This window comes from Acidovorax sp. GBBC 1281 (assembly GCF_028473645.1).
In the GTDB taxonomy this organism is placed as follows: Bacteria; Pseudomonadota; Gammaproteobacteria; order Burkholderiales; family Burkholderiaceae_C; genus Paracidovorax.
In genome coordinates this window covers 396,493-413,904 of record NZ_CP097269.1, presented here as the reverse complement: position 1 = coordinate 413,904, position 17,412 = coordinate 396,493, and the positions used below count along the sequence as shown (strand labels likewise).

13 protein-coding genes and 1 tRNA gene are annotated in these 17,412 nt (G+C 67.1%); 4 read left to right on the top strand and 10 right to left on the bottom strand.

The genetic code is table 11. The features are described from left to right. Window positions 1-75: 75 nt before the first annotated feature. Both M5C96_RS01905 and M5C96_RS01900 read right to left on the bottom strand, forming a co-directional pair. Entirely contained in the window at window positions 76-1,392 is a 1,317-nt protein-coding gene (locus tag M5C96_RS01905) for an FIST signal transduction protein (protein ID WP_272566803.1), read from the bottom strand. 73 nt (window positions 1,393-1,465) lie between these two features. Then, complete coding sequence (locus M5C96_RS01900; protein WP_272566802.1) at window positions 1,466-2,368, bottom strand: PhaM family polyhydroxyalkanoate granule multifunctional regulatory protein; 903 nt, start codon at window positions 2,366-2,368, stop codon at window positions 1,466-1,468. 278 nt (window positions 2,369-2,646) lie between these two features. Here M5C96_RS01900 and M5C96_RS01895 point away from each other — a divergent pair, with 278 nt between their 5' ends. Beyond that, window positions 2,647-3,141: an HU family DNA-binding protein gene (locus tag M5C96_RS01895; protein WP_272566801.1), complete on the top strand. Its 495-nt coding sequence runs from the start codon at window positions 2,647-2,649 to the stop codon at window positions 3,139-3,141. A gap of 96 nt (window positions 3,142-3,237) precedes the next feature. On the opposite strand, the gene M5C96_RS01890 is transcribed toward M5C96_RS01895, so the two are convergent. Beyond that, a complete protein-coding gene (locus tag M5C96_RS01890; RefSeq protein WP_272566800.1) occupies window positions 3,238-3,990 on the bottom strand; it encodes a tyrosine-protein phosphatase in 753 nt (250 codons plus the stop codon). Between the two features lie 337 nt (window positions 3,991-4,327). On the opposite strand from M5C96_RS01890, the gene M5C96_RS01885 reads away from it, so the two are divergent. The 3 genes from M5C96_RS01885 (at window position 4,328) to M5C96_RS01875 (ending at window position 7,109) form a co-directional block, all read left to right on the top strand. Then, window positions 4,328-5,776: a diguanylate cyclase domain-containing protein gene (locus M5C96_RS01885; RefSeq protein WP_272566799.1), complete on the top strand. Its 1,449-nt coding sequence runs from the start codon at window positions 4,328-4,330 to the stop codon at window positions 5,774-5,776. A gap of 190 nt (window positions 5,777-5,966) precedes the next feature. After that, entirely contained in the window at window positions 5,967-6,800 is an 834-nt protein-coding gene (locus M5C96_RS01880; protein ID WP_272566798.1) for an alpha/beta fold hydrolase, read from the top strand. A gap of 3 nt (window positions 6,801-6,803) precedes the next feature. Then, the gene (locus tag M5C96_RS01875; RefSeq protein WP_272566797.1) at window positions 6,804-7,109 is read left to right on the top strand and encodes a cupin domain-containing protein; all 306 of its coding nucleotides are present in this window, start codon (window positions 6,804-6,806) and stop codon (window positions 7,107-7,109) included. A gap of 128 nt (window positions 7,110-7,237) precedes the next feature. Here M5C96_RS01875 and M5C96_RS01870 read toward each other — a convergent pair. The 7 genes from M5C96_RS01870 to rpoC all read right to left on the bottom strand — a co-directional run bounded on the left by M5C96_RS01870 (window position 7,238) and on the right by rpoC (window position 17,410). Next, window positions 7,238-7,313: transfer RNA gene (locus tag M5C96_RS01870), tRNA-Phe, on the bottom strand. Between the two features lie 52 nt (window positions 7,314-7,365). Then, window positions 7,366-8,070, bottom strand: a complete 705-nt coding sequence (locus M5C96_RS01865) for a response regulator (protein WP_272566796.1) — start codon at window positions 8,068-8,070, stop codon at window positions 7,366-7,368. 38 nt (window positions 8,071-8,108) lie between these two features. Continuing rightward, window positions 8,109-10,385: a sensor histidine kinase gene (locus M5C96_RS01860; RefSeq protein ID WP_272566794.1), complete on the bottom strand. Its 2,277-nt coding sequence runs from the start codon at window positions 10,383-10,385 to the stop codon at window positions 8,109-8,111. Further along, window positions 10,382-11,005, bottom strand: a complete 624-nt coding sequence (locus M5C96_RS01855) for a DUF4390 domain-containing protein (RefSeq protein ID WP_272566792.1) — start codon at window positions 11,003-11,005, stop codon at window positions 10,382-10,384. Before M5C96_RS01855 ends, M5C96_RS01860 begins: the two co-directional genes overlap by 4 nt. Further along, window positions 10,995-12,329: a 16S rRNA (cytosine(967)-C(5))-methyltransferase RsmB gene (rsmB, locus tag M5C96_RS01850; protein ID WP_272569556.1), complete on the bottom strand. Its 1,335-nt coding sequence runs from the start codon at window positions 12,327-12,329 to the stop codon at window positions 10,995-10,997. Before rsmB ends, M5C96_RS01855 begins: the two co-directional genes overlap by 11 nt. Window positions 12,330-12,520: 191 nt before the next feature. Further along, window positions 12,521-13,054: a LemA family protein gene (locus M5C96_RS01845; RefSeq protein WP_272566791.1), complete on the bottom strand. Its 534-nt coding sequence runs from the start codon at window positions 13,052-13,054 to the stop codon at window positions 12,521-12,523. A 120-nt stretch (window positions 13,055-13,174) separates the two neighbouring features. Continuing rightward, window positions 13,175-17,410, bottom strand: coding sequence for a DNA-directed RNA polymerase subunit beta' (gene rpoC / locus M5C96_RS01840; RefSeq protein WP_272566789.1), 4,236 nt, complete (start codon window positions 17,408-17,410; stop codon window positions 13,175-13,177). Window positions 17,411-17,412: the final 2 nt, after the last annotated feature.

Sequence of the window (17,412 nt, the reverse complement as noted above, 5' to 3'; positions counted from 1 at the left end):
CCCCGTTGGGCCACCCCGGGAAGGGGCGCACGGCCTGCGGGCATGCCGGCTCGGGGCCTCCCGCAGTCGCCGGGCTCAGGCCGGCGCGTGCTCGCTGGTGAAGACCGTGAGCACGCCGGTGTAGCCGTACAGCCGGTGGTGGGCGATCTCGCCGCCGGCGAAGAACCCCACCAGCGGCACGTCGCCCAGCGCATGGCGCACGATCTGCAGCTCCGCGCTCGGCCCGCCGAAATGCGGGCCGCCGCGGCCGGAGCAACTCACGTAGATCGCGCCCACGATGTGCCGCTGCACCGGCGCTCTCGTGGCCCCCTCGGCACTGCCGCCCAGGGCCTGCGCCAGTGCGCGGCGTTCGCTGTCGGCCGGCGGCGCGGGCAGGGTCTCGGTCTCCTCGGGCGTGAGTTCCTCGCGGATCTCCGCGCAGATACGCATCAGGTCGGCGCGCGCCGCCGCCACGTTGCGCTGGCAGAACGCCAGCCGCATGCCCTCCTCCACCTGATCGGCCAGGGCCACGCCGCGTCGCGTGGCGTCGAGCCCCACGATGTGGCGCACCCGGGTATCGGTACCGAAATGCCCCGCCCGGCCGAGCGGCTGCACGCCGGCATCCACCAGGCCCGCGAGCGTGGCCCGCACTTCGCGCAGCGCGGGCTGCGGGTCGCCGTCGAGCGAGATGTGCAGCGTGTCCAGCAGCGCATCCAGGGCCGGCTGGCCATCGAGCGCCAGCACCACGTTGTCCTGCGCCTCGGTGATGGTGCAAAGCGGCCCCACGGGCTGGCAACCCTGCGTGACGCGCGACAGCAGGCTCACGCCCTCGCTGAAGGCCACGCCCGACAGTCCGCCGTCGAACACGCCGCGCGCGCCGCCCTGCCCCGCGATGTTGCCGTTGCCGCCCACGGCGAACTGCACGCTCGCGTTGCGGCTGGCCGACAAGCCGCCGAACAGGTAGCCGGTGGCCGTGCGGTCGGCCATTTCATCAATCAACTCGGCCAGGTCGGGCGTGCGGCCGTCCGCGTGCACAAGCGCCGTGTGCGCGACGAACCCGCTGGCCGCATTGCGCGCCAGCGGCGCCACGCCGGAGAACACGCGGTACTGGTCGGACCGCAGGTCCAGCAGCATGACGGACAGTGCCGGCTCGTCGAAGTATTCGGCGTTGTTGGCCGCCACGCCCACGCCCACGGTGCCGCTCCAGTCGGTCACCTCGGGCAGTTCGGCCGACACGAAGTCGAGCAGGGCCTGCGCCTCGTCCGCATAGTGGTCGGTGATGTAGAGCACCCCCAGGGTGGGCGCGCTGGCGTACTGCGGCAGCGCCATCTGCGCGCGCAGTTGCGCCAGCACCAGCGCGGCCGCCATGCGCCACTGGGGATGGGTGGCGTGGCCGTTGGGAAAGAGTTTCATGGTCGGAGGCAAAGGTCGCGGCGGCCCGCTGCGCGGGCGGCCATGTCGGAAAGGAAAGTGCAGGGGGATGCGGTCACGGGCCCGTCCGCTTGCGCGGTGCGGCGGACTTGGCCGCGGCCGGCGCGGCAGCGCGCCGCGCCGTGGAAGGGGGAGCCCCCACGGGCTTCCTGGCAGCGGCCTTTTTCGGCGCAGCGGCCGGCCGGGTGCGCGGGGCTGCCGTGCGGGCTGCAGCAGGGGCCGCGGCCGGCTTGCGGCTGCGGGCGGTGGGCGCCTTGGCATCCTGCGGCGCCTGGGCCATGCGCGTGGCTTCCTGCACGCCCTGCAGCCCCTGGGCGGCCAGTTGCGTGGCCATGTCGGTGGCGGTCTTGAAGGCCTCGGCCGCCGCACCGCGCGTGGCCTCCACCGCGGCCTGGTGCGACGCATCGCCCATCGCCTGGGCCGCGATCTGCTGGAACTGGCTGGTCAGCGCGCCCCACCACTGCATCGGGTCCACGACGCCGGGCAGCGCGGAGGACGCGGCACCCGTGGCCGCGGGGTCGCTGGCGGCGTCTTCTTCGGCCGCGGGCTCGGAAGCGGGCGGCTCGGCCGGTGGCTCGCGCTGGGGCTCTCGGTAGGGGGCGGGGCTGGCACGCGCGGGCTCGGGGGCGGGCGCCGCAGGCGATGGTTTGGGCGCGAAGGCACCGGCCAGATCGCCCATCGCCACGTTCATGCCTTTGAGCGTGGCGAGGGTCATCTTCTGCACCTCCAGCGCCTGCACCGTGGCGCTCAAGGCGCGCGAATTTTGCTCCAGCCAGAACTGCACGGCCTTCAATTCATCGATGCGTTTTTCCAGCTCTTCCACGCTGATCGTCGGGGCCACCCAGCTCGACAGGCTGGGCATCTGCGGCACGCCGCCCGGCGCGCCTTTGGCCAGGTTCTGGAGGAAGTCGAAGCCCGGCACGAACCTGCCGAAACCGAAGGGGGATGTGTCGCTCATGGCCATTCCTTTGCGATGCGCTGCATGGCGCCGGTGGGGGATGGGACAGCTTAACGCGATTGCCCCGCGGGGCCAACGCCGCGGGCATCGCCCGGCATCGCCAGGGCACCTCGCCGGCACCGCTTTCTGCGCGCGCCTCGGGGCCTTCGAACCCAGCATCCATGCCGCTTGCAGCGTGCAATCCGCGTGCGGCCCGCGCCCGCCGATGCAAACCCCCTAGAATCCGGCGACCAGCATGCTGGAATGTTCACCACTTTTTTCCGAGAAATACCAACACCATGGCAACTGCAAAGAAAACCACCGCGCCTGCAAAGAAGGCCGCTCCCGCAGCCAAGAAGGCTGCAGCCCCCGTAGCCAAGAAGGTCGCAGCACCGGCCAAGAAGGCCGCTCCCGTGAAGAAGGTCGCAGCCCCCAAGGCCAAGGCCCCCGTCGCCGCCAAGGCCGCGCCCGCCGCGCTCAAGCCGCTGAAGGAAGTGTTCACGAAGACCTCGCTGATCGCCCACCTGGCGCAGCAGGCCGGCGTCGAGCCCAAGGCCGCCAAGGCCGTGCTCGCAGCACTGGAATCGGCCATCCTGGCTTCGGTGCACAAGAAGGGCTCCGGCGAATTCACGCTGCCCGGCCTGATGAAGATCGGCCTGCAGCAAGTGCCCGCCAAGAAGAAGCGCTTCGGCAAGGACCCGTTCACGGGTGCCGAGCGCTGGTTCCCCGCCAAGCCCGCCTTGGTCAAGATCAAGACCCGCGCGCTGAAGAAGCTCAAGGACGCCACGGTCTGATCGACCGGTGCGCTCCGCGGTGCCTTGGCGGCACCGCCAGCCCAACAAAAAAAGCCGGCACCTGTGCCGGCTTTTTTCATGTGCACCGCGCTCCCATCAGGGCTCCAGATACCACTGCGCCAGGCGCTTGCGCTCGCCGGGGCCCACGCCCAGCCGCTGCTCCAGGTAGCGCAGCACGCCGCCATGGTCCGTCTCCACGGCCTGCAGCGCCGCTTCGAGAAAGTCCTGCTGCACGCGCCACAGCACGTTCAGCACCGCCTCCGGCGCGGCCCCGTTCACCTGCGCGGGCCGTCGATAGAACCCGTTGGTGAGCAGGTAGTCCTGCATCACCACCTCGCGCGATACGCCCAGCGCCAGCAGGATGAGCGCCGCCGCGAAGCCCGTCCGGTCCTTGCCCGCGGTGCAGTGAAAGACCAGCGGCGTGTCGTTATCCAGCAGGTGCTCGAACAGCGTGGCGAACTCGCGCGTGTTGTGCGCGACGAACGCGCGGTAGGTGTCGCGCATCAGATCCATCGCGATCTCGGGCGTGAGCGTGTGGCCCGACAGCGCCATCTCCTTGGCACGCTGCACCACCGTCGGCTCGATGGACAGCGGGTAGTAGGCCACGTCGGGCAGCACGTAGGCCAGCGTGGCCCGCTCATGCTCCCCCCGGAAATCCACGGCGCGCGCCAGCCCCAGCGCCGACAGCGCCTGCGCGTCTTCGGGCGTCAGCGCGGCCAGGTGGTCGGAGCGGAACAGGCGGCGCCAGCGCACGGGCCGCCCCTGCTCGCCCGGGTAACCGCCCAGGTCGCGGAAATTGGTGGCGCCCAGCAGGTTCAGCGAACGGGTGTAGAAAGGTGAGTCGCTCATGCAGACACTTTATGCGAAAGGAGTGCTGTGCCGAGGGAAGGCCATCGCGTGGTCCATGGCGCCGATCCCTGGGCAACCCCTGCCCCAATCGCGGGGCGCCACCCTATACTGGCTACGGATCACCCGGCCCCGCTGAAAGCCATGGCGGCGGCACGGATGCAAGTGCGCAGAAAGAGGCACGGAGAAAGGACGCAAGGCGAATGCCTGCCCCTGCCGAACAGGACCCCGCTGCAGGGGGCCAGGCTCGGCGCGGAGAGGCGCACGACAAGAATCCAAGGCCAGCGACCGTCCACGGTCCGGCCTTCCATTCCATAATTTCAGGAGGGGGCTTGCATCCATGAAGAAGACGCTGGCGAACGCTTCCACCAGAAAGCTCCTGATGCTGCTGGTTCCGGCGCTGATCATCTTCCAGGTGGTGGCATTCGTCTTCCTGCACTTCGCCAACCGCAACATCGCGCTGGAAAGCGTGGACTCCGCGCTGGAAGGCGGAGCGCAGACCTTCCTGTACACGGCCGCCACGCGCAAGGACAACCGGCAGCAGACCTCGCTGCTGGTCACGAAAGACTACGGGCTGCAGCACACCATCGCCAACGGCAACCGCGCGACCATCGAGTCGGCACTGGCCAGCCAGTTGGCCCGCACGGGGGCCGAGCTGATCGTGCTCATGGACCTCAACCACAAGATCGTGGCCCGCGCCTCCGCGACCCAGTTGCTGAACGAGCGTGACGTGGATCTGGACGCCACGCTGGAGGCCCTGGCGACCGAGATCAGCGAAACCGGCCGCAGCATCGGCCCGCTGGCCGCAGGCGAGCACACGCCCGTGCTCTACAACTGGGTCAAGGCCACCATCAGCGCCCCCATGCCCATCATGAACATCTTCCTGGGCTACCGCGTCAACACCACGGCGGTGGAGCAGTTCACCAAGATGACGCAGTTGAAGATGGCGTTCCTGTCGCAGGAAAGCGAAGGCGATTTCGTCATCCATACCTCGACCCTGCCCGGCATCGTGCTCAACCGGAGCATCCACGAACACACGCAGTCGTCCGAGAACTTTTCGGCGGAAGGCACGGACGGTGCGCAGTACCGGGCCAAGGTCATCAACCTGGGGGGGCTGCAAGGCTCCAACGTCATCGCGGTGGTGGCCAAGCCGTTCGCACCAGTCTTCTCGCCTTTCCTGCGGCTGGAAGGGCTGTTCGCCGCCAGCATCCTGTTCAGTTCGTTCCTCTCCATCCTGGCCGCGAACCTCATCACCAACCGGGTGGTCGTGCCGCTCGAGAACGTGGCGCACCGCGATGCGCTGACCCATCTGGCCAACCGGCGGCTTTTCGAGATCAACCTGGAGAACGCCGAGCAGAACCAGCAGGCCCTGAACACCGGATACGCGATCTTGCTGATGGATCTCGACAAGTTCAAGGCCATCAACGACAACTACGGCCACGAAGCGGGGGACGCCGTCTTGAAGGAAGTGGCGCTGCGAACCAAGAAGCACGTGCGCTCGTCGGACACGCTGGCGCGCCTGGGCGGAGACGAATTCGCCATCCTGATGCGCTCGCAGGACCTGCAGCGCGTGCAGGAGGCCGCCGCCGCCATCGTCAACGCCATCCGGCAGCCCATCCAGGTGCGGCCGGACCAGTGGGTGAACGTCGGGGCCAGCATCGGCATCGCGCGCTCGCCCGAGAATTCGACCGTGGCCGCCCAGGTGCTGCATTGCGCCGACCTCGCCATGTACAGCGCCAAGCAGCAGGCCAGCGGGCTGCAGGTGTACGAGGGCACACCGCCAGCGTAATGCCGCGCCGCCACCGCAGGCACCGTGCTCGCGAAGGTGATTGCGTTGCAGCCCACCCTGCGAGCTGGACTGAATGCGCCAGCGGCTGAGTAGGACAGGTCTGATTGACGTGATTTGAAATTCTGGACCCAATGGAATTCCTTCACCCATCCCCCGTTCACATCCACCCACTGCCGAGGTCCGCACCCCCATGCCCAAGCTCCAAACCGAATCCAGCGCCCGCCATCCCGTCGAGATCCACTACGAAGATTACGGGCAGGGCGCCCCCGTCGTGCTCATCCATGGCTGGCCCCTGAGCGGACGCTCGTGGGAAGCCCAGATCCCAGCCCTGGTCGAAGCGGGCTACCGCGTGATCGCCTATGACCGCCGCGGCTTCGGCGCATCGTCGCAACCCTGGGAGGGCTACGACTACGACACCTTCGCGAAAGACCTCGATGCGCTGATGACCGGGCTCGATCTCACGGGCGCCACGCTGGTCGGCTTCTCGATGGGCGGCGGCGAACTCGCGCGGTACATCGCGAAATACGGCAGCCAGCGCGTGGCCAAGCTGGTCTTCGCGGGCGCCGTTCCGCCCTACCTCTACAAGAGCGCCGACAACCCGGAGGGCGGACTGGACGACGCGACGATTGCGCAATTCCAGGAAGGCGTCAAACAAGACCGGATGGCGTTCCTGGAAAACTTCACGCACAACTTCTTCAGCGTGGACGGCAAGCTCAAAGTCAGCGAGGAACAGCGCCAGTACGCCCGCGACATCGCCGCCATGGCATCGCCCAAGGGCACGCTCGACTGCATCGAAGCCTTCGGCAAAACCGACTTCCGCGAAGACCTGAAAAGCGTGAAGGTTCCAACGCTGGTCCTCCACGGCGATGCCGACGCCATCGTGCCGCTGGAAGTGAGCGGAGCCCGCACCCACAAGGCGATTCCTGGCAGCGTACTCAAGGTCATCGTCGGGGCGCCGCATGGATTCAACCTGTCGCATGCGCAGGAATTCAATGCCGCGTTGATCGAATTCCTGAAAAGCTGAGCCATGGCCGAGCCACATGCCCCCATTCCCGCGACCTTCGAAGACTTCGAGCGCGAGGCGCTGGCGAAAGGCTACGAGCAAGCACTCGTTCGCACCTGGGCCCCGCAGCAAATCGTGCAGGAGCATCGGCACGATTTTCATGCGAGTGCCTTGGTGGTGGCGGGCGAGATGTGGCTGACGCAGTCGGGCACCACGCGCCATCTGGTGCCTGGTGATACGTTCGAACTGGATCGGTTGGAACCGCACGAGGAGCGTTACGGCCCGGATGGGGCCACGTACTGGGTGGCGCGGCGGTCGAGTGCGGCTTGAATCGGCGGGATGCTTGGGATTGCGGGATTGCAGTGGTGGCGCAATAGCAAGCCGACCCAGAACGACAGCGTAAAGACCCGCCCAAAGCATAAAGCCCTTGGTTCGCAAGAACCAAGGGCTTTAATGACTGGTGGCCTGGGGCGGAATCGAACCACCGACACAAGGATTTTCAATCCTCTGCTCTACCGACTGAGCTACCGGGCCTAAGCCTCAAATTATAACCAGAAAAAAAGAGGCGTTCTGAAACTCTGACGACTTAATTGCGTTTGCCGCGGCCCAAGTCCACCCCGAGCTGGCGCAGCTTGCGGTACAGGTGGGTGCGCTCCAGGCCCGTTTTTTCGGCCACGCGCGTCATGGAGCCGCCTTCGCGCGCCAAGTGGAATTCGAAGTACGCCTTCTCGAACCCGTCGCGGGCTTCACGCAGCGGCCGGTCCAGATCGAAGCCCTGGTGCGCATGCGGGCCGGGGTCTTTGGTCACCACGGGCAAGGCCGCCACCGGAGCGCCCTGGGTATCGGGGGCGGCAGGGGTCGCGGCAGTAGCGGGTGGGGGCGTGGCGACTGCCGTGGTGGCGGCCGCCGATGCCGCCGGCTGGGCGGCGCTGCGCGCCAGTCCCTGTTCGACCGCCTTGAGCAGCTTCTGCATCGTGATGGGCTTTTCCAGGAAGGAGAAGGCGCCGATGCGGGTGGCTTCGACCGCGGTGTCGATGGTGGCGTGGCCGCTCATCATGATGACGGGCATGGTCAGCGTGCCGGCCATGGCCCATTCCTTGAGGAGCGAGACGCCATCGGTATCGGGCATCCAGATATCGAGGAGCACGAGGTCGTACGCATTGGCGGCACGGGCGGCACGGGCCTGCGTGGCGTTCTCTGCGAGGTCCACGCTGTGCCCTTCATCGTTCAGAATTTCCGACAACAGGTCACGGATGCCCAGTTCGTCGTCGACCACCAGAATGTTTGCCATGGGTTTTGATCAGCCTCGCGATACGTTTCCAAGTGTTGTTAATGTGCCACCACGTGGCCAGGGGCGAATGATAGCGACACTTGCGCGCCGAGCACCACCCCTTCTTCCACCCGATTGACAAGATCGACACGGGCCCCATGCTCGTCGGCGATCTTTTTCACTACAGCAAGTCCCAGGCCAGTGCCCCGCGGCTTGGTGGTTACATACGGTTCGAAGGCGCGCTGAAGGATGTGGTTGGGAAATCCCGTTCCGCTGTCGGTCACCGTCAGCCGCACGCGCCGCGACGACTGGCTCCAGCGCGTGGTGATGCGCACGGGTGCGCCGGCGGCCCCGCCCCGCTCACGGGTGGGCTCGCTGGCGTCCTGCGCGTTTTGCAGCAGGTTGTGGATGACCTGGCGCAGTTGCTGGGCATCGCCCGCGATCTCGGGGCAACGGGGATCGAGTTCGGCCTCCACGGGCACGGTCGCGTTCTCGGCGCCGTAGAGCTGCAGCACGTCGGTGACGAGGGCGTTCAGGTCGAGCGCATGCAGCTCCGCTGCGGGCAAGCGGGCATAGTCGCGAAACTCGTTGACCAGCCGCTTCATCGCATCCACCTGATCGACGATAGTGCGCACAGATTTGGTCAGCACGGCTTGCTCGGCATCCGGCAGCTTGCCGGAGAGCTTCATCTCCAGGCGCTCGGCGGACAGCTGGATCGGCGTGAGCGGGTTCTTAATTTCATGGGCCAGGCGCCGGGCGACTTCGCCCCAGGCCTGTGCACGCTGGGCCGAGACGATTTCGGAGATGTCGTCGAAAACCAGAAGGCGCAACGCGTTGGGCAGCTCCGCCCCCCGGGCCACCAGGCTGGTGCCGTTGGCGGCCACGCCCGAGGCGGGCGAGCCGTAAAGATCGAAGGAATGCTGCCAGTGGTCCAGCCCATGCTGCTCGCGGTCGCCCAGGAAGGCCTCGAAGTGGCCCTGCACGGCACTGGCGAATTCGGCCAGCCCGGGCACGTCGGCCAGCGGCCGGCCTTCGAAGGCGGCCATCGGGGCCCGCAGGATGCGGGTGGCGCCGGGGTTGGTGGAGCGGATGCGCCCCTCGGCGTCCAGCACGATCACGCCCGCGGTGAGGTTGTCCAGAATGGTCTGCAAGTGGGCCCGCGCCGCATCGACCTCGCCCATGCTGTGCTCGACGGCGGTGCGGGCGTCGGACAACTGCTGGGTCATGACGGCGAAGGACCGGGTCAGCCCGCCCAATTCGTCGTTGCCCTGCAGCACGGCCTTGGGGCTCAGGTTGCCCGATGCGACCTCGCGCACGCCTTCGGCCAGCACCAGCAGGGGGCGTGCCAGTTGACGGCCCAGCAGCACGGCGAGCAGCACGGCCCCGAAGACGGCCAGGAACAGGCTCAGGGTGAGCGTGCCGATGTACATGCGCCGCAGCCCCTCGCGGGCCAGGGCGCGCTCCTGGTACTCCCGGTTGGCCTCCTGCACGGCGATGGCGTTGGACACCAGCACCTGCGGTAGCCGCAGCGTGGCCTGCAGGTAGCGTGGCTCCACCAGGAGCCCCACGCTGGCGTTGCCGACGGCCACGAGGGTCTTGACCCGGGCGTTCTGCACGGCAGCAGGGTCGGCAATGTCGTCCAGCCCCTCGATCTGGAAGGTGGCGCGCTGCTGGCGCGCGTTGCGCAGCAACTGGGCGCTGGGCCGTTCGGGGCTGAGATCGAACCGGGATTGCCCGGCGCTGGCGACCGGCTGGCCCGCCGTGCTGAACAGCACCACGTCGCTGGCCCCCAACTGGTCGCGGATGCGTTCAAGCACCACGCCGGCCGCCGCGTCGGGCACCTGCGCCAGTTGGCTGCTGGCGGTGCGTGTTTGCATGGCCATGTCGCTGGCGATGGTATCCAGCGTCACCCGGGCCAAGCTGACGCCGGCGGACAGGGCGCCCTCCACCTTCACGTCGAACCAGCTTTCGATGGAGCGCGATACGAATTGGTAGGACACCACGTAGATCAGCAGGCCGGGCAGCAGTCCCACGACCGCAAAGATGCCCGCCAGCTTGACCAGCAGGCGGCTGCCGAAGCGCCCCCGCCGCAGCCGCACCGCCAGGCGCACGACGACCCACACCAGCACGGCGAGCAGCAGCACGGCCACCAGGACGTTCAGGCCGAACAGCCAGGCGTAGTTGCGCTCGTACAGCGCGCGGTTGTTGGTGGCGACGGTGAGCAGGAAAAGCAGCACCAGCCCGATCGCGCACATAATCGCCACGCCCACGCCCAGGGCCCAGCGGGAGGCACGGGCCTGCTGGGGCGTGCGGGGAACGCTGTGGTCGTCGGTCATGGCGCGCGCTCGGCCACGGCGCGCACGCTGCGCGACAGCATCAGGTCCCAGCCTGAGCGCCCCACCGCGCCGATCTGGAACGGGCGGGGCAACTGGGACATGTCGAGGCGGAACTGGAAATGCACGGTATAGGGCCCGCCGGAGACCTCGTCCGCGTCGGCGATCTTCCAGCGGCTGATGCGCTGCATGGCGGAAAGCGCATCGCCCAGTTCGTCGAAGTTCTGGCCCAGCGCGACCCCCAGCCCGGTGTTGGCGAACGGCGTGGCGGACTGATTGAGGCGCCACCGGCGCGTGAGCGGCTGGTAGCTCAGCCGCAGGTAGCGCACCGAGTGGGCCACCGCCTTGTCATACCAGTACCAGCGCTCGCGGACCACATCGGCCTCGGCCACGAAGTACATCGAGATGCCCTTGTAGAGGGCGTCTTCCGCCAGCTCAGGCAGGTCGAAGTGCAGCGTGGTGGACAGAAACAGGCCCTCGTCGTTGGCTTCGACGCGCAGGTCGCCCGCATCGGGCTGCGCCAGCACCGCCGGGGACCACAGCGCCAGCCACATGCACAGCAACGCAGCCACGGCCACCGAAAGCCACGCGGCAGGGCGCGAAGCGGGCTGTTCAGGCCGCATGTTTTTGCAACAGCGCGTAAAAGAATCCGTCATGGTCACCCGGACGATTCTCCGAGACGCCGCCGCTTTCGTCCGGTTTGCCGGGTATTAAATGACCGGGAGACGGCAGCAAACGGGCGTCGGTGTTGCGCGCAAGAAACGTTTGCACCTGCGCTTCGCCCTCGGCACGAAACACGGAGCAGGTGCAGTAGAGCAGCCGCCCGCCGGGCTGCAGCAGCGGCCAGAGCGTGGCGAGCAGGCGGGCCTGCTGCTGGGCCAGTTGCTCGATGTCGGACTCGCGCCGCAGCCAGCGCACGTCGGGGTGGCGGCGGACGATGCCCGAGGCCGTGCACGGCGCATCCAGCAAGATGGCGTCGAACCCTCCGCCCCCACTGGCGTCCAGCCACCCGTCCCGCGGCCGTGCCGCATCGGCCACGAGAACCTGGGCCCGAACCCCCACCCGGTCCAGCGTTTCGTGGATGCGGGTGGCGCGGTCGGCATCGATTTCCAGCGCCACGACCTGCATCGGCGAGGCGGCACCCGCATATTCGAGCAAGTGCGCGGTCTTGCCGCCGGGCGCGGCGCACGCGTCCAGCACGCGCAGCGGCTGCGACAGGTCCAGCCCCTCCAGCAGCAGCGGCGCCGCCATCTGGGCCGCGGTGTCCTGCACCGAGACGTGGCCGTCTGCAAAGGCCGGCAGTTGCTGCACGGCCACCGGGCGGTCCAGGACGATGCCGAACGGCCCCGCAGGAAATGCTTCCAAATTGATAGCAGATAGCCCTAGTAAATATTGTGCTGGAGTCGTTTTTTTCACATTGACCCGGAGCGCCATCGGTGCATGGGCATTGTTGGCCTGCAGGATCTGCTGCCAGTGCTGCGGGTGGTCCTTGCGCAGCCGAGCGATCCACCAGGCCGGGTGGTTCCACTGGGCGACCGGATCGCCGTCGGTGGCGGCCACCAGCGCATCGCGTTCGCGCAGGAAGCGGCGCAGGCAGGCGTTCAGGAACGGCGCCTGCGCTTGCGATGCCGGGTTGCGCTTGGCCGCTTCCACCGCCTGGTTGACGAGAGTGAACGCCTCGTAAGGCGCCTCGTCGGGCGACCAGGCCAGCGCCAGGGCCGTGCACAGCAGGGCGTCGGCCCGCGGCGGTGGGTTGCGGGGCGCCAGTTGCTTGCGCAGCGCCTGCGCCCGGCCCAGGTTGCGCAGCACCTGGAACAACAGCGCCTGCACCCCGGGCCGCAAGCCCGGCTCGACAGCGGCCAGGGCCGCCGTGCCCGACTGCCCGCCGCGCACGGCCTGCAGCGCGGTCACCACCGCATCCAGCTGGCGCCACAGCGCGGGCTCCATGCGGCGTTCGCCCTCCGCCGGGGGCGGAAAGAAACGGGAGGGCGTGCGCGGCTGCGGATCGGTCATGTTCTGTCTGAGCCTGTCTTGAATAGGAAAAAACCGGTTGCGGTTGCGGACGCCGTCGCGGCCACGCCTTGAATCAATGTCAAACCACCCACGCCCCTCCCGGGATGCGGGGATGGGCACGCAGCCTACAGCGTTCTGGCCGCCTTGAACCCGAACAGCCACGCCAGCAGGCGCGCCGGGAACTGGCCGATGGCCTGGTTGTACTGCAGCGCCGCATCGTTGAACTGCCGCGTGGCCAGTGCATTCTGGGCCACCAGTTCCTGCCACCGCTGGGCCCACAGGGGCAGCGCCGCGCCTTCGCCGGGCGCTGGCGGAACCTCCGCGACGCGCACCATGGCCAGCCAGGCGGCCTCCAACACCTCGCGCCCCGTCAGCAGCGCGGCCGCGGCGCCGGCGTCCAGCGGGCGGGCCCGTGCGACGGCCAGCGACGCACCGAACTGGGTGGTGGCGGCCCACAGCGCCGCCCGCGCATCGGCATGTGCCGCGGGCGCGGGACCCTGCGCAGCCTCGTATTCACCCAGCATGGCCATCATGCGCATGAGGTGTGCGTCCAGGCCCCCGAAGGCCTGGATGGCGGCCGAGCGCAATCGCACGATCCGGTTGTAGGCACCCACGGCCCAGAACAGCAGCAGGGCAAGAAAAATCCAGGAGGACAGCATTGCGTCTGCCGAGCCCGCAGGGGTCCGCGGGCTCGGCGCAAAAAAAGAGAAAACGGATAAGAAAACGCTCCCGGTCTGCCAAAGCGCAGAGCGGGAGCGTTTCAGGGAGCGTACCGTGGCTTATTGGGCCGTGGCGTCGCCCAGGCTGGTGGTGCTTTCGACGTCGGACGAGTCTTCGGTCGTGGCAGCCATTTCAGCGGCTTCGGCATCGGCGATGGCGCGGCGCTCGGCGTCGTCCATGGCTTCCTTGGCCTTGCGCGCCTGGTGGTAGGCCAGGCCGGTACCGGCAGGGATCAGGCGACCCACGATGACGTTTTCCTTCAAGCCACGCAGCTCGTCGCGCTTGCCCATGATGGCAGCCTCGGTGAGCACGCGGGTCGTTTCCTGGAAGGAAGCGGCCGAGATGAAGGAGTCGGTCGACAGCGAAGCCTTGGTGATCCCCAGCAGCACGTTGCTGTACGTCGAAGGGATCTTGCCTGCGGCCTGCAGCGCCTCGTTGGTGTTCAGGATCTCCGAACGCTCGACCTGCTCGCCGGCGATGTAGTTGGACTCGCCCGGGGCCTCGACCACGACGCGGCGCAGCATCTGGCGAACGATCACCTCGATGTGCTTGTCGTTGATCTTCACGCCCTGCAAGCGGTACACGTCCTGCACTTCATCGACGATGTAGCGCGACAGCTCTTCGATGCCCAGGAGGCGCAGGATGTCCTGCGGATCGGCCGGGCCGTCCACCACGGACTCGCCCTTGTTCACGACCTGGCCTTCGTGCACCAGGATGTTCTTTTCCTTGGGGATCAGTTCATCCCAGACCTTGCCGTCCGGATCGGTGATCTGCAGGCGCACCTTACCCTTGGTTTCCTTGCCGAAGGACACCGTGCCGGTGATCTCGGCCAGCATGCCCTTGTCCTTGGGCGAGCGCGCTTCGAACAGTTCGGCCACGCGGGGCAGACCGCCGGTAATGTCGCGGGTCTTCTGGCCTTCGACCGGAATCCGCGCCAGCACTTCGCCGGGGCCCACGTCCTGGCCATCGCGCACCTGGATCAGCGAGCCGATCTGGAAGCCGATGGTCACCGAGTGGTCGGTGCCGGGGATCTTCACTTCCTGGCCTTGCGCGTCGATCAGCTTGACCTGAGGGCGCACCACCTTGGCGGAGCCGCGGCGCTTCGGATCGATCACGACCAGCGTGGACAGACCCGTCACATCGTCCACCTGCTTGGCGACCGTGAGGCCTTCCTCGACGTTCTCGAACTTCACCTGGCCGGCGAACTCCGTGATGATCGGGCGGGTCAGCGGGTCCCAGTTGGCGAGGATGGTGCCGGCCTTGACCGTCTGGTCGGCCTTGACCGCCAGCGTCGCACCGTACGGCACCTTGTGGCGCTCGCGCTCGCGGCCGTGTTCGTCATGGATGACGATCTCGCCGGAACGGGCGATCACCACCAGCTCGCCCTTGGTGTTGCTCACGTAGCGCATCGTGGCGTTGAAGCCGATCACGCCGTTGGACTTGGCTTCCACGCTCGATGCGATGGCAGCGCGCGAAGCGGCGCCACCGATGTGGAACGTGCGCATGGTCAGCTGCGTGCCGGGTTCGCCGATGGACTGGGCGGCGATCACACCCACGGCTTCGCCGAGGTTGATCAGGCCGCCGCGGCCCAGATCGCGTCCGTAGCACTTGGCACACAGGCCGTAGCGGGTTTCGCAGGTCAGCGCCGTGCGCACCTTCACCTCGTCCACGCCGGCGACTTCGAGTTCCTCGATGAGGTCTTCGTCGAGCATCTGACCGGCAGGGGCCAGCACTGCGCGCGTTTCGGGGTGCAGCACTTCGTCGGCCGTGGTGCGGCCCAGGATACGGTCGCGCAGCGATTCGATGACTTCACCGCCCTCGACGATGGCGCGCATCAGCGAGCCATTGGAGGTGCCGCAGTCTTCTTCGGTCACCACGAGATCCTGCGTCACGTCCACCAGACGGCGCGTGAGGTAGCCCGAGTTGGCCGTCTTCAGCGCCGTATCCGCCAGGCCCTTACGGGCACCGTGGGTGGAGATGAAGTACTGCAACACGTTCAGGCCTTCACGGAAGTTGGCCGTGATGGGGGTCTCGATGATGGAGCCGTCCGGCTTGGCCATCAGGCCGCGCATGCCGGCCAGCTGACGGATCTGCGCTGCGGAGCCGCGGGCGCCGGAGTCGGCCATCATGTAGATGGAGTTGAACGACTCCTGGTCCACCTCGTTGCCGTGGCGGTCGGTGGTCTTTTGCTTGGCCAGCTGGGCCATCATGACCTTCGACACTTCGTCGCCGGCCTTGCCCCAGATGTCCACCACCTTGTTGTAGCGTTCGCCAGCCGTCACCAGACCGGACACGTACTGCTGCTCGATCTCCTTCACTTCCTTCTCGGAACGCTCGATGATCCCGGCCTTTTGCGGCGGCACCAGCATGTCGTCCACGCAGATGGAAATACCGGCGCGCGTGGCGAGGCGGAAACCGTTCTGCAGCAGCTTGTCGGCGAACACCACCGTCTCCTTCAGGCCGCACTTGCGGAAGCTCACGTTGATGAGCTTGGAGATTTCCTTCTTCTTCAGCGCCTTGTTGATGTTGCTGAAGGGCAGGCCCTTGGGCAGGATCTCGGACAGCAGCGCACGTCCGGCCGTCGTTTCCACCAGCGACGTGGAAGGCACGAATTCACGCGTTTCCTTGTCCTTGGTCCACTCGGTCAGGCGCACCGTGATGCGCGCGGCCAGCTCGACCTCGTTGGCATCAAGCGCGCGCTGCACTTCGCCGGTGTCGGCGAACACCAGGCCTTCGCCCTTGCCGTTGATGCGATCGCGGGTGGCGTAGTACAGGCCCAGCACCACGTCTTGCGACGGGACGATGGAGGGCTCGCCCGAGGCCGGGAACAGCACGTTGTTGGAGGCCAGCATCAGCGTGCGGGCTTCCATCTGCGCTTCCACGGACAGCGGCACGTGAACGGCCATCTGGTCACCGTCGAAGTCGGCGTTGAAGGCCGCGCAGACGAGCGGGTGCAGCTGGATGGCCTTGCCTTCGATCAGGATGGGCTCGAACGCCTGGATGCCCAAACGGTGCAGCGTGGGCGCACGGTTCAGCATGACCGGGTGTTCCTTGATGACCTCTTCCAGGATGTCCCACACCACCGGCGTGCCGGATTCGACTTCCTTCTTGGCGGCCTTGATCGTCGTCGCGATGCCCATGGCTTCGAGGCGCGAGAAGATGAAAGGCTTGAACAGCTCCAGCGCCATCAGCTTGGGCAGACCGCACTGGTGCAGCTTGAGCGTCGGGCCCACGGTGATCACGGAACGACCGGAGTAGTCCACGCGCTTGCCCAGCAAGTTCTGGCGGAAGCGGCCGCTCTTGCCCTTGATCATGTCGGCCAGCGACTTGAGGGCGCGCTTGTTCGCGCCCGTCATGGCCTTGCCACGGCGGCCGTTGTCCAGCAGCGAATCGACGGCTTCCTGCAGCATCCGCTTTTCGTTGCGCGCGATGATTTCCGGGGCCTTCAGCTCCAGCAGGCGGCGCAGACGCGAGTTGCGGTTGATGACGCGGCGATACAGGTCGTTCAGGTCGGAGGTCGCGAAGCGGCCGCCGTCCAGCGGCACCAACGGACGCAGGTCCGGCGGCAGCACGGGCAGCACGTCCAGCACCATCCACTCGGGCTTGATGCCGGACTTCTTGAAGGCTTCCAGCACCTTCAGGCGCTTGGCGTTCTTCTTGACCTTGACTTCGGAGCCGGTCAGGTCGCCGCGCAGCTTTTCGATTTCGAGGTCGATATCGATGGCTTCGAGCAGGTCCTTGATGCCTTCCGCGCCCATCTTGGCGATGAACTCGTCACCGTATTCCTTGCGCTTGGCGTCGTAGTCGTCCTCGGACATGATGCTGAACTTCTTCAGCGGGGTCATGCCGGGGTCGGTCACCACATACGCTTCGAAGTACAGCACGCGCTCAATGTCGCGCAGCGTCATGTCCAGCACCAGGCCCAGGCGCGATGGCAACGACTTCAGGAACCAGATGTGGGCGCAAGGCGCGGCCAGATCGATGTGGCCCATGCGCTCGCGGCGCACCTTGGTCTGCGTGACTTCAACGCCGCACTTCTCGCAGATCACACCGCGGTGCTTGAGGCGCTTGTACTTGCCGCACAGGCATTCGTAGTCCTTGATGGGACCAAAAATCTTGGCGCAGAACAGACCGTCGCGCTCGGGCTTGAACGTGCGGTAGTTGATGGTCTCGGGCTTCTTCACTTCGCCGAAAGACCACGAACGGATCTTCTCGGGCGACGCCATGCCGATGCGGATGGCATCGAAATGCTCGTCCGGGGTGAATTGCTTGAACAGGTCGAGTAGTGACTTCATAA

Bases quoted from the DNA above. Each gene is read 5' to 3' on its own strand.
- M5C96_RS01905 (WP_272566803.1), bottom strand. From the start codon at position 1,392: ATGAAACTCTTTCCCAACGGCCACGCCACCCATCCCCAGTGGCGCATG.
- M5C96_RS01900 (WP_272566802.1), bottom strand. From the start codon at position 2,368: ATGAGCGACACATCCCCCTTCGGTTTCGGCAGGTTCGTGCCGGGCTTC.
- M5C96_RS01895 (WP_272566801.1), top strand. From the start codon at position 2,647: ATGGCAACTGCAAAGAAAACCACCGCGCCTGCAAAGAAGGCCGCTCCC.
- M5C96_RS01890 (WP_272566800.1), bottom strand. From the start codon at position 3,990: ATGAGCGACTCACCTTTCTACACCCGTTCGCTGAACCTGCTGGGCGCC.
- M5C96_RS01885 (WP_272566799.1), top strand. From the start codon at position 4,328: ATGAAGAAGACGCTGGCGAACGCTTCCACCAGAAAGCTCCTGATGCTG.
- M5C96_RS01880 (WP_272566798.1), top strand. From the start codon at position 5,967: ATGCCCAAGCTCCAAACCGAATCCAGCGCCCGCCATCCCGTCGAGATC.
- M5C96_RS01875 (WP_272566797.1), top strand. From the start codon at position 6,804: ATGGCCGAGCCACATGCCCCCATTCCCGCGACCTTCGAAGACTTCGAG.
- M5C96_RS01865 (WP_272566796.1), bottom strand. From the start codon at position 8,070: ATGGCAAACATTCTGGTGGTCGACGACGAACTGGGCATCCGTGACCTG.
- M5C96_RS01860 (WP_272566794.1), bottom strand. From the start codon at position 10,385: ATGACCGACGACCACAGCGTTCCCCGCACGCCCCAGCAGGCCCGTGCC.
- M5C96_RS01855 (WP_272566792.1), bottom strand. From the start codon at position 11,005: ATGCGGCCTGAACAGCCCGCTTCGCGCCCTGCCGCGTGGCTTTCGGTG.
- rsmB (WP_272569556.1), bottom strand. From the start codon at position 12,329: ATGGAGCCCGCGCTGTGGCGCCAGCTGGATGCGGTGGTGACCGCGCTG.
- M5C96_RS01845 (WP_272566791.1), bottom strand. From the start codon at position 13,054: ATGCTGTCCTCCTGGATTTTTCTTGCCCTGCTGCTGTTCTGGGCCGTG.
- rpoC (WP_272566789.1), bottom strand. From the start codon at position 17,410: ATGAAGTCACTACTCGACCTGTTCAAGCAATTCACCCCGGACGAGCAT.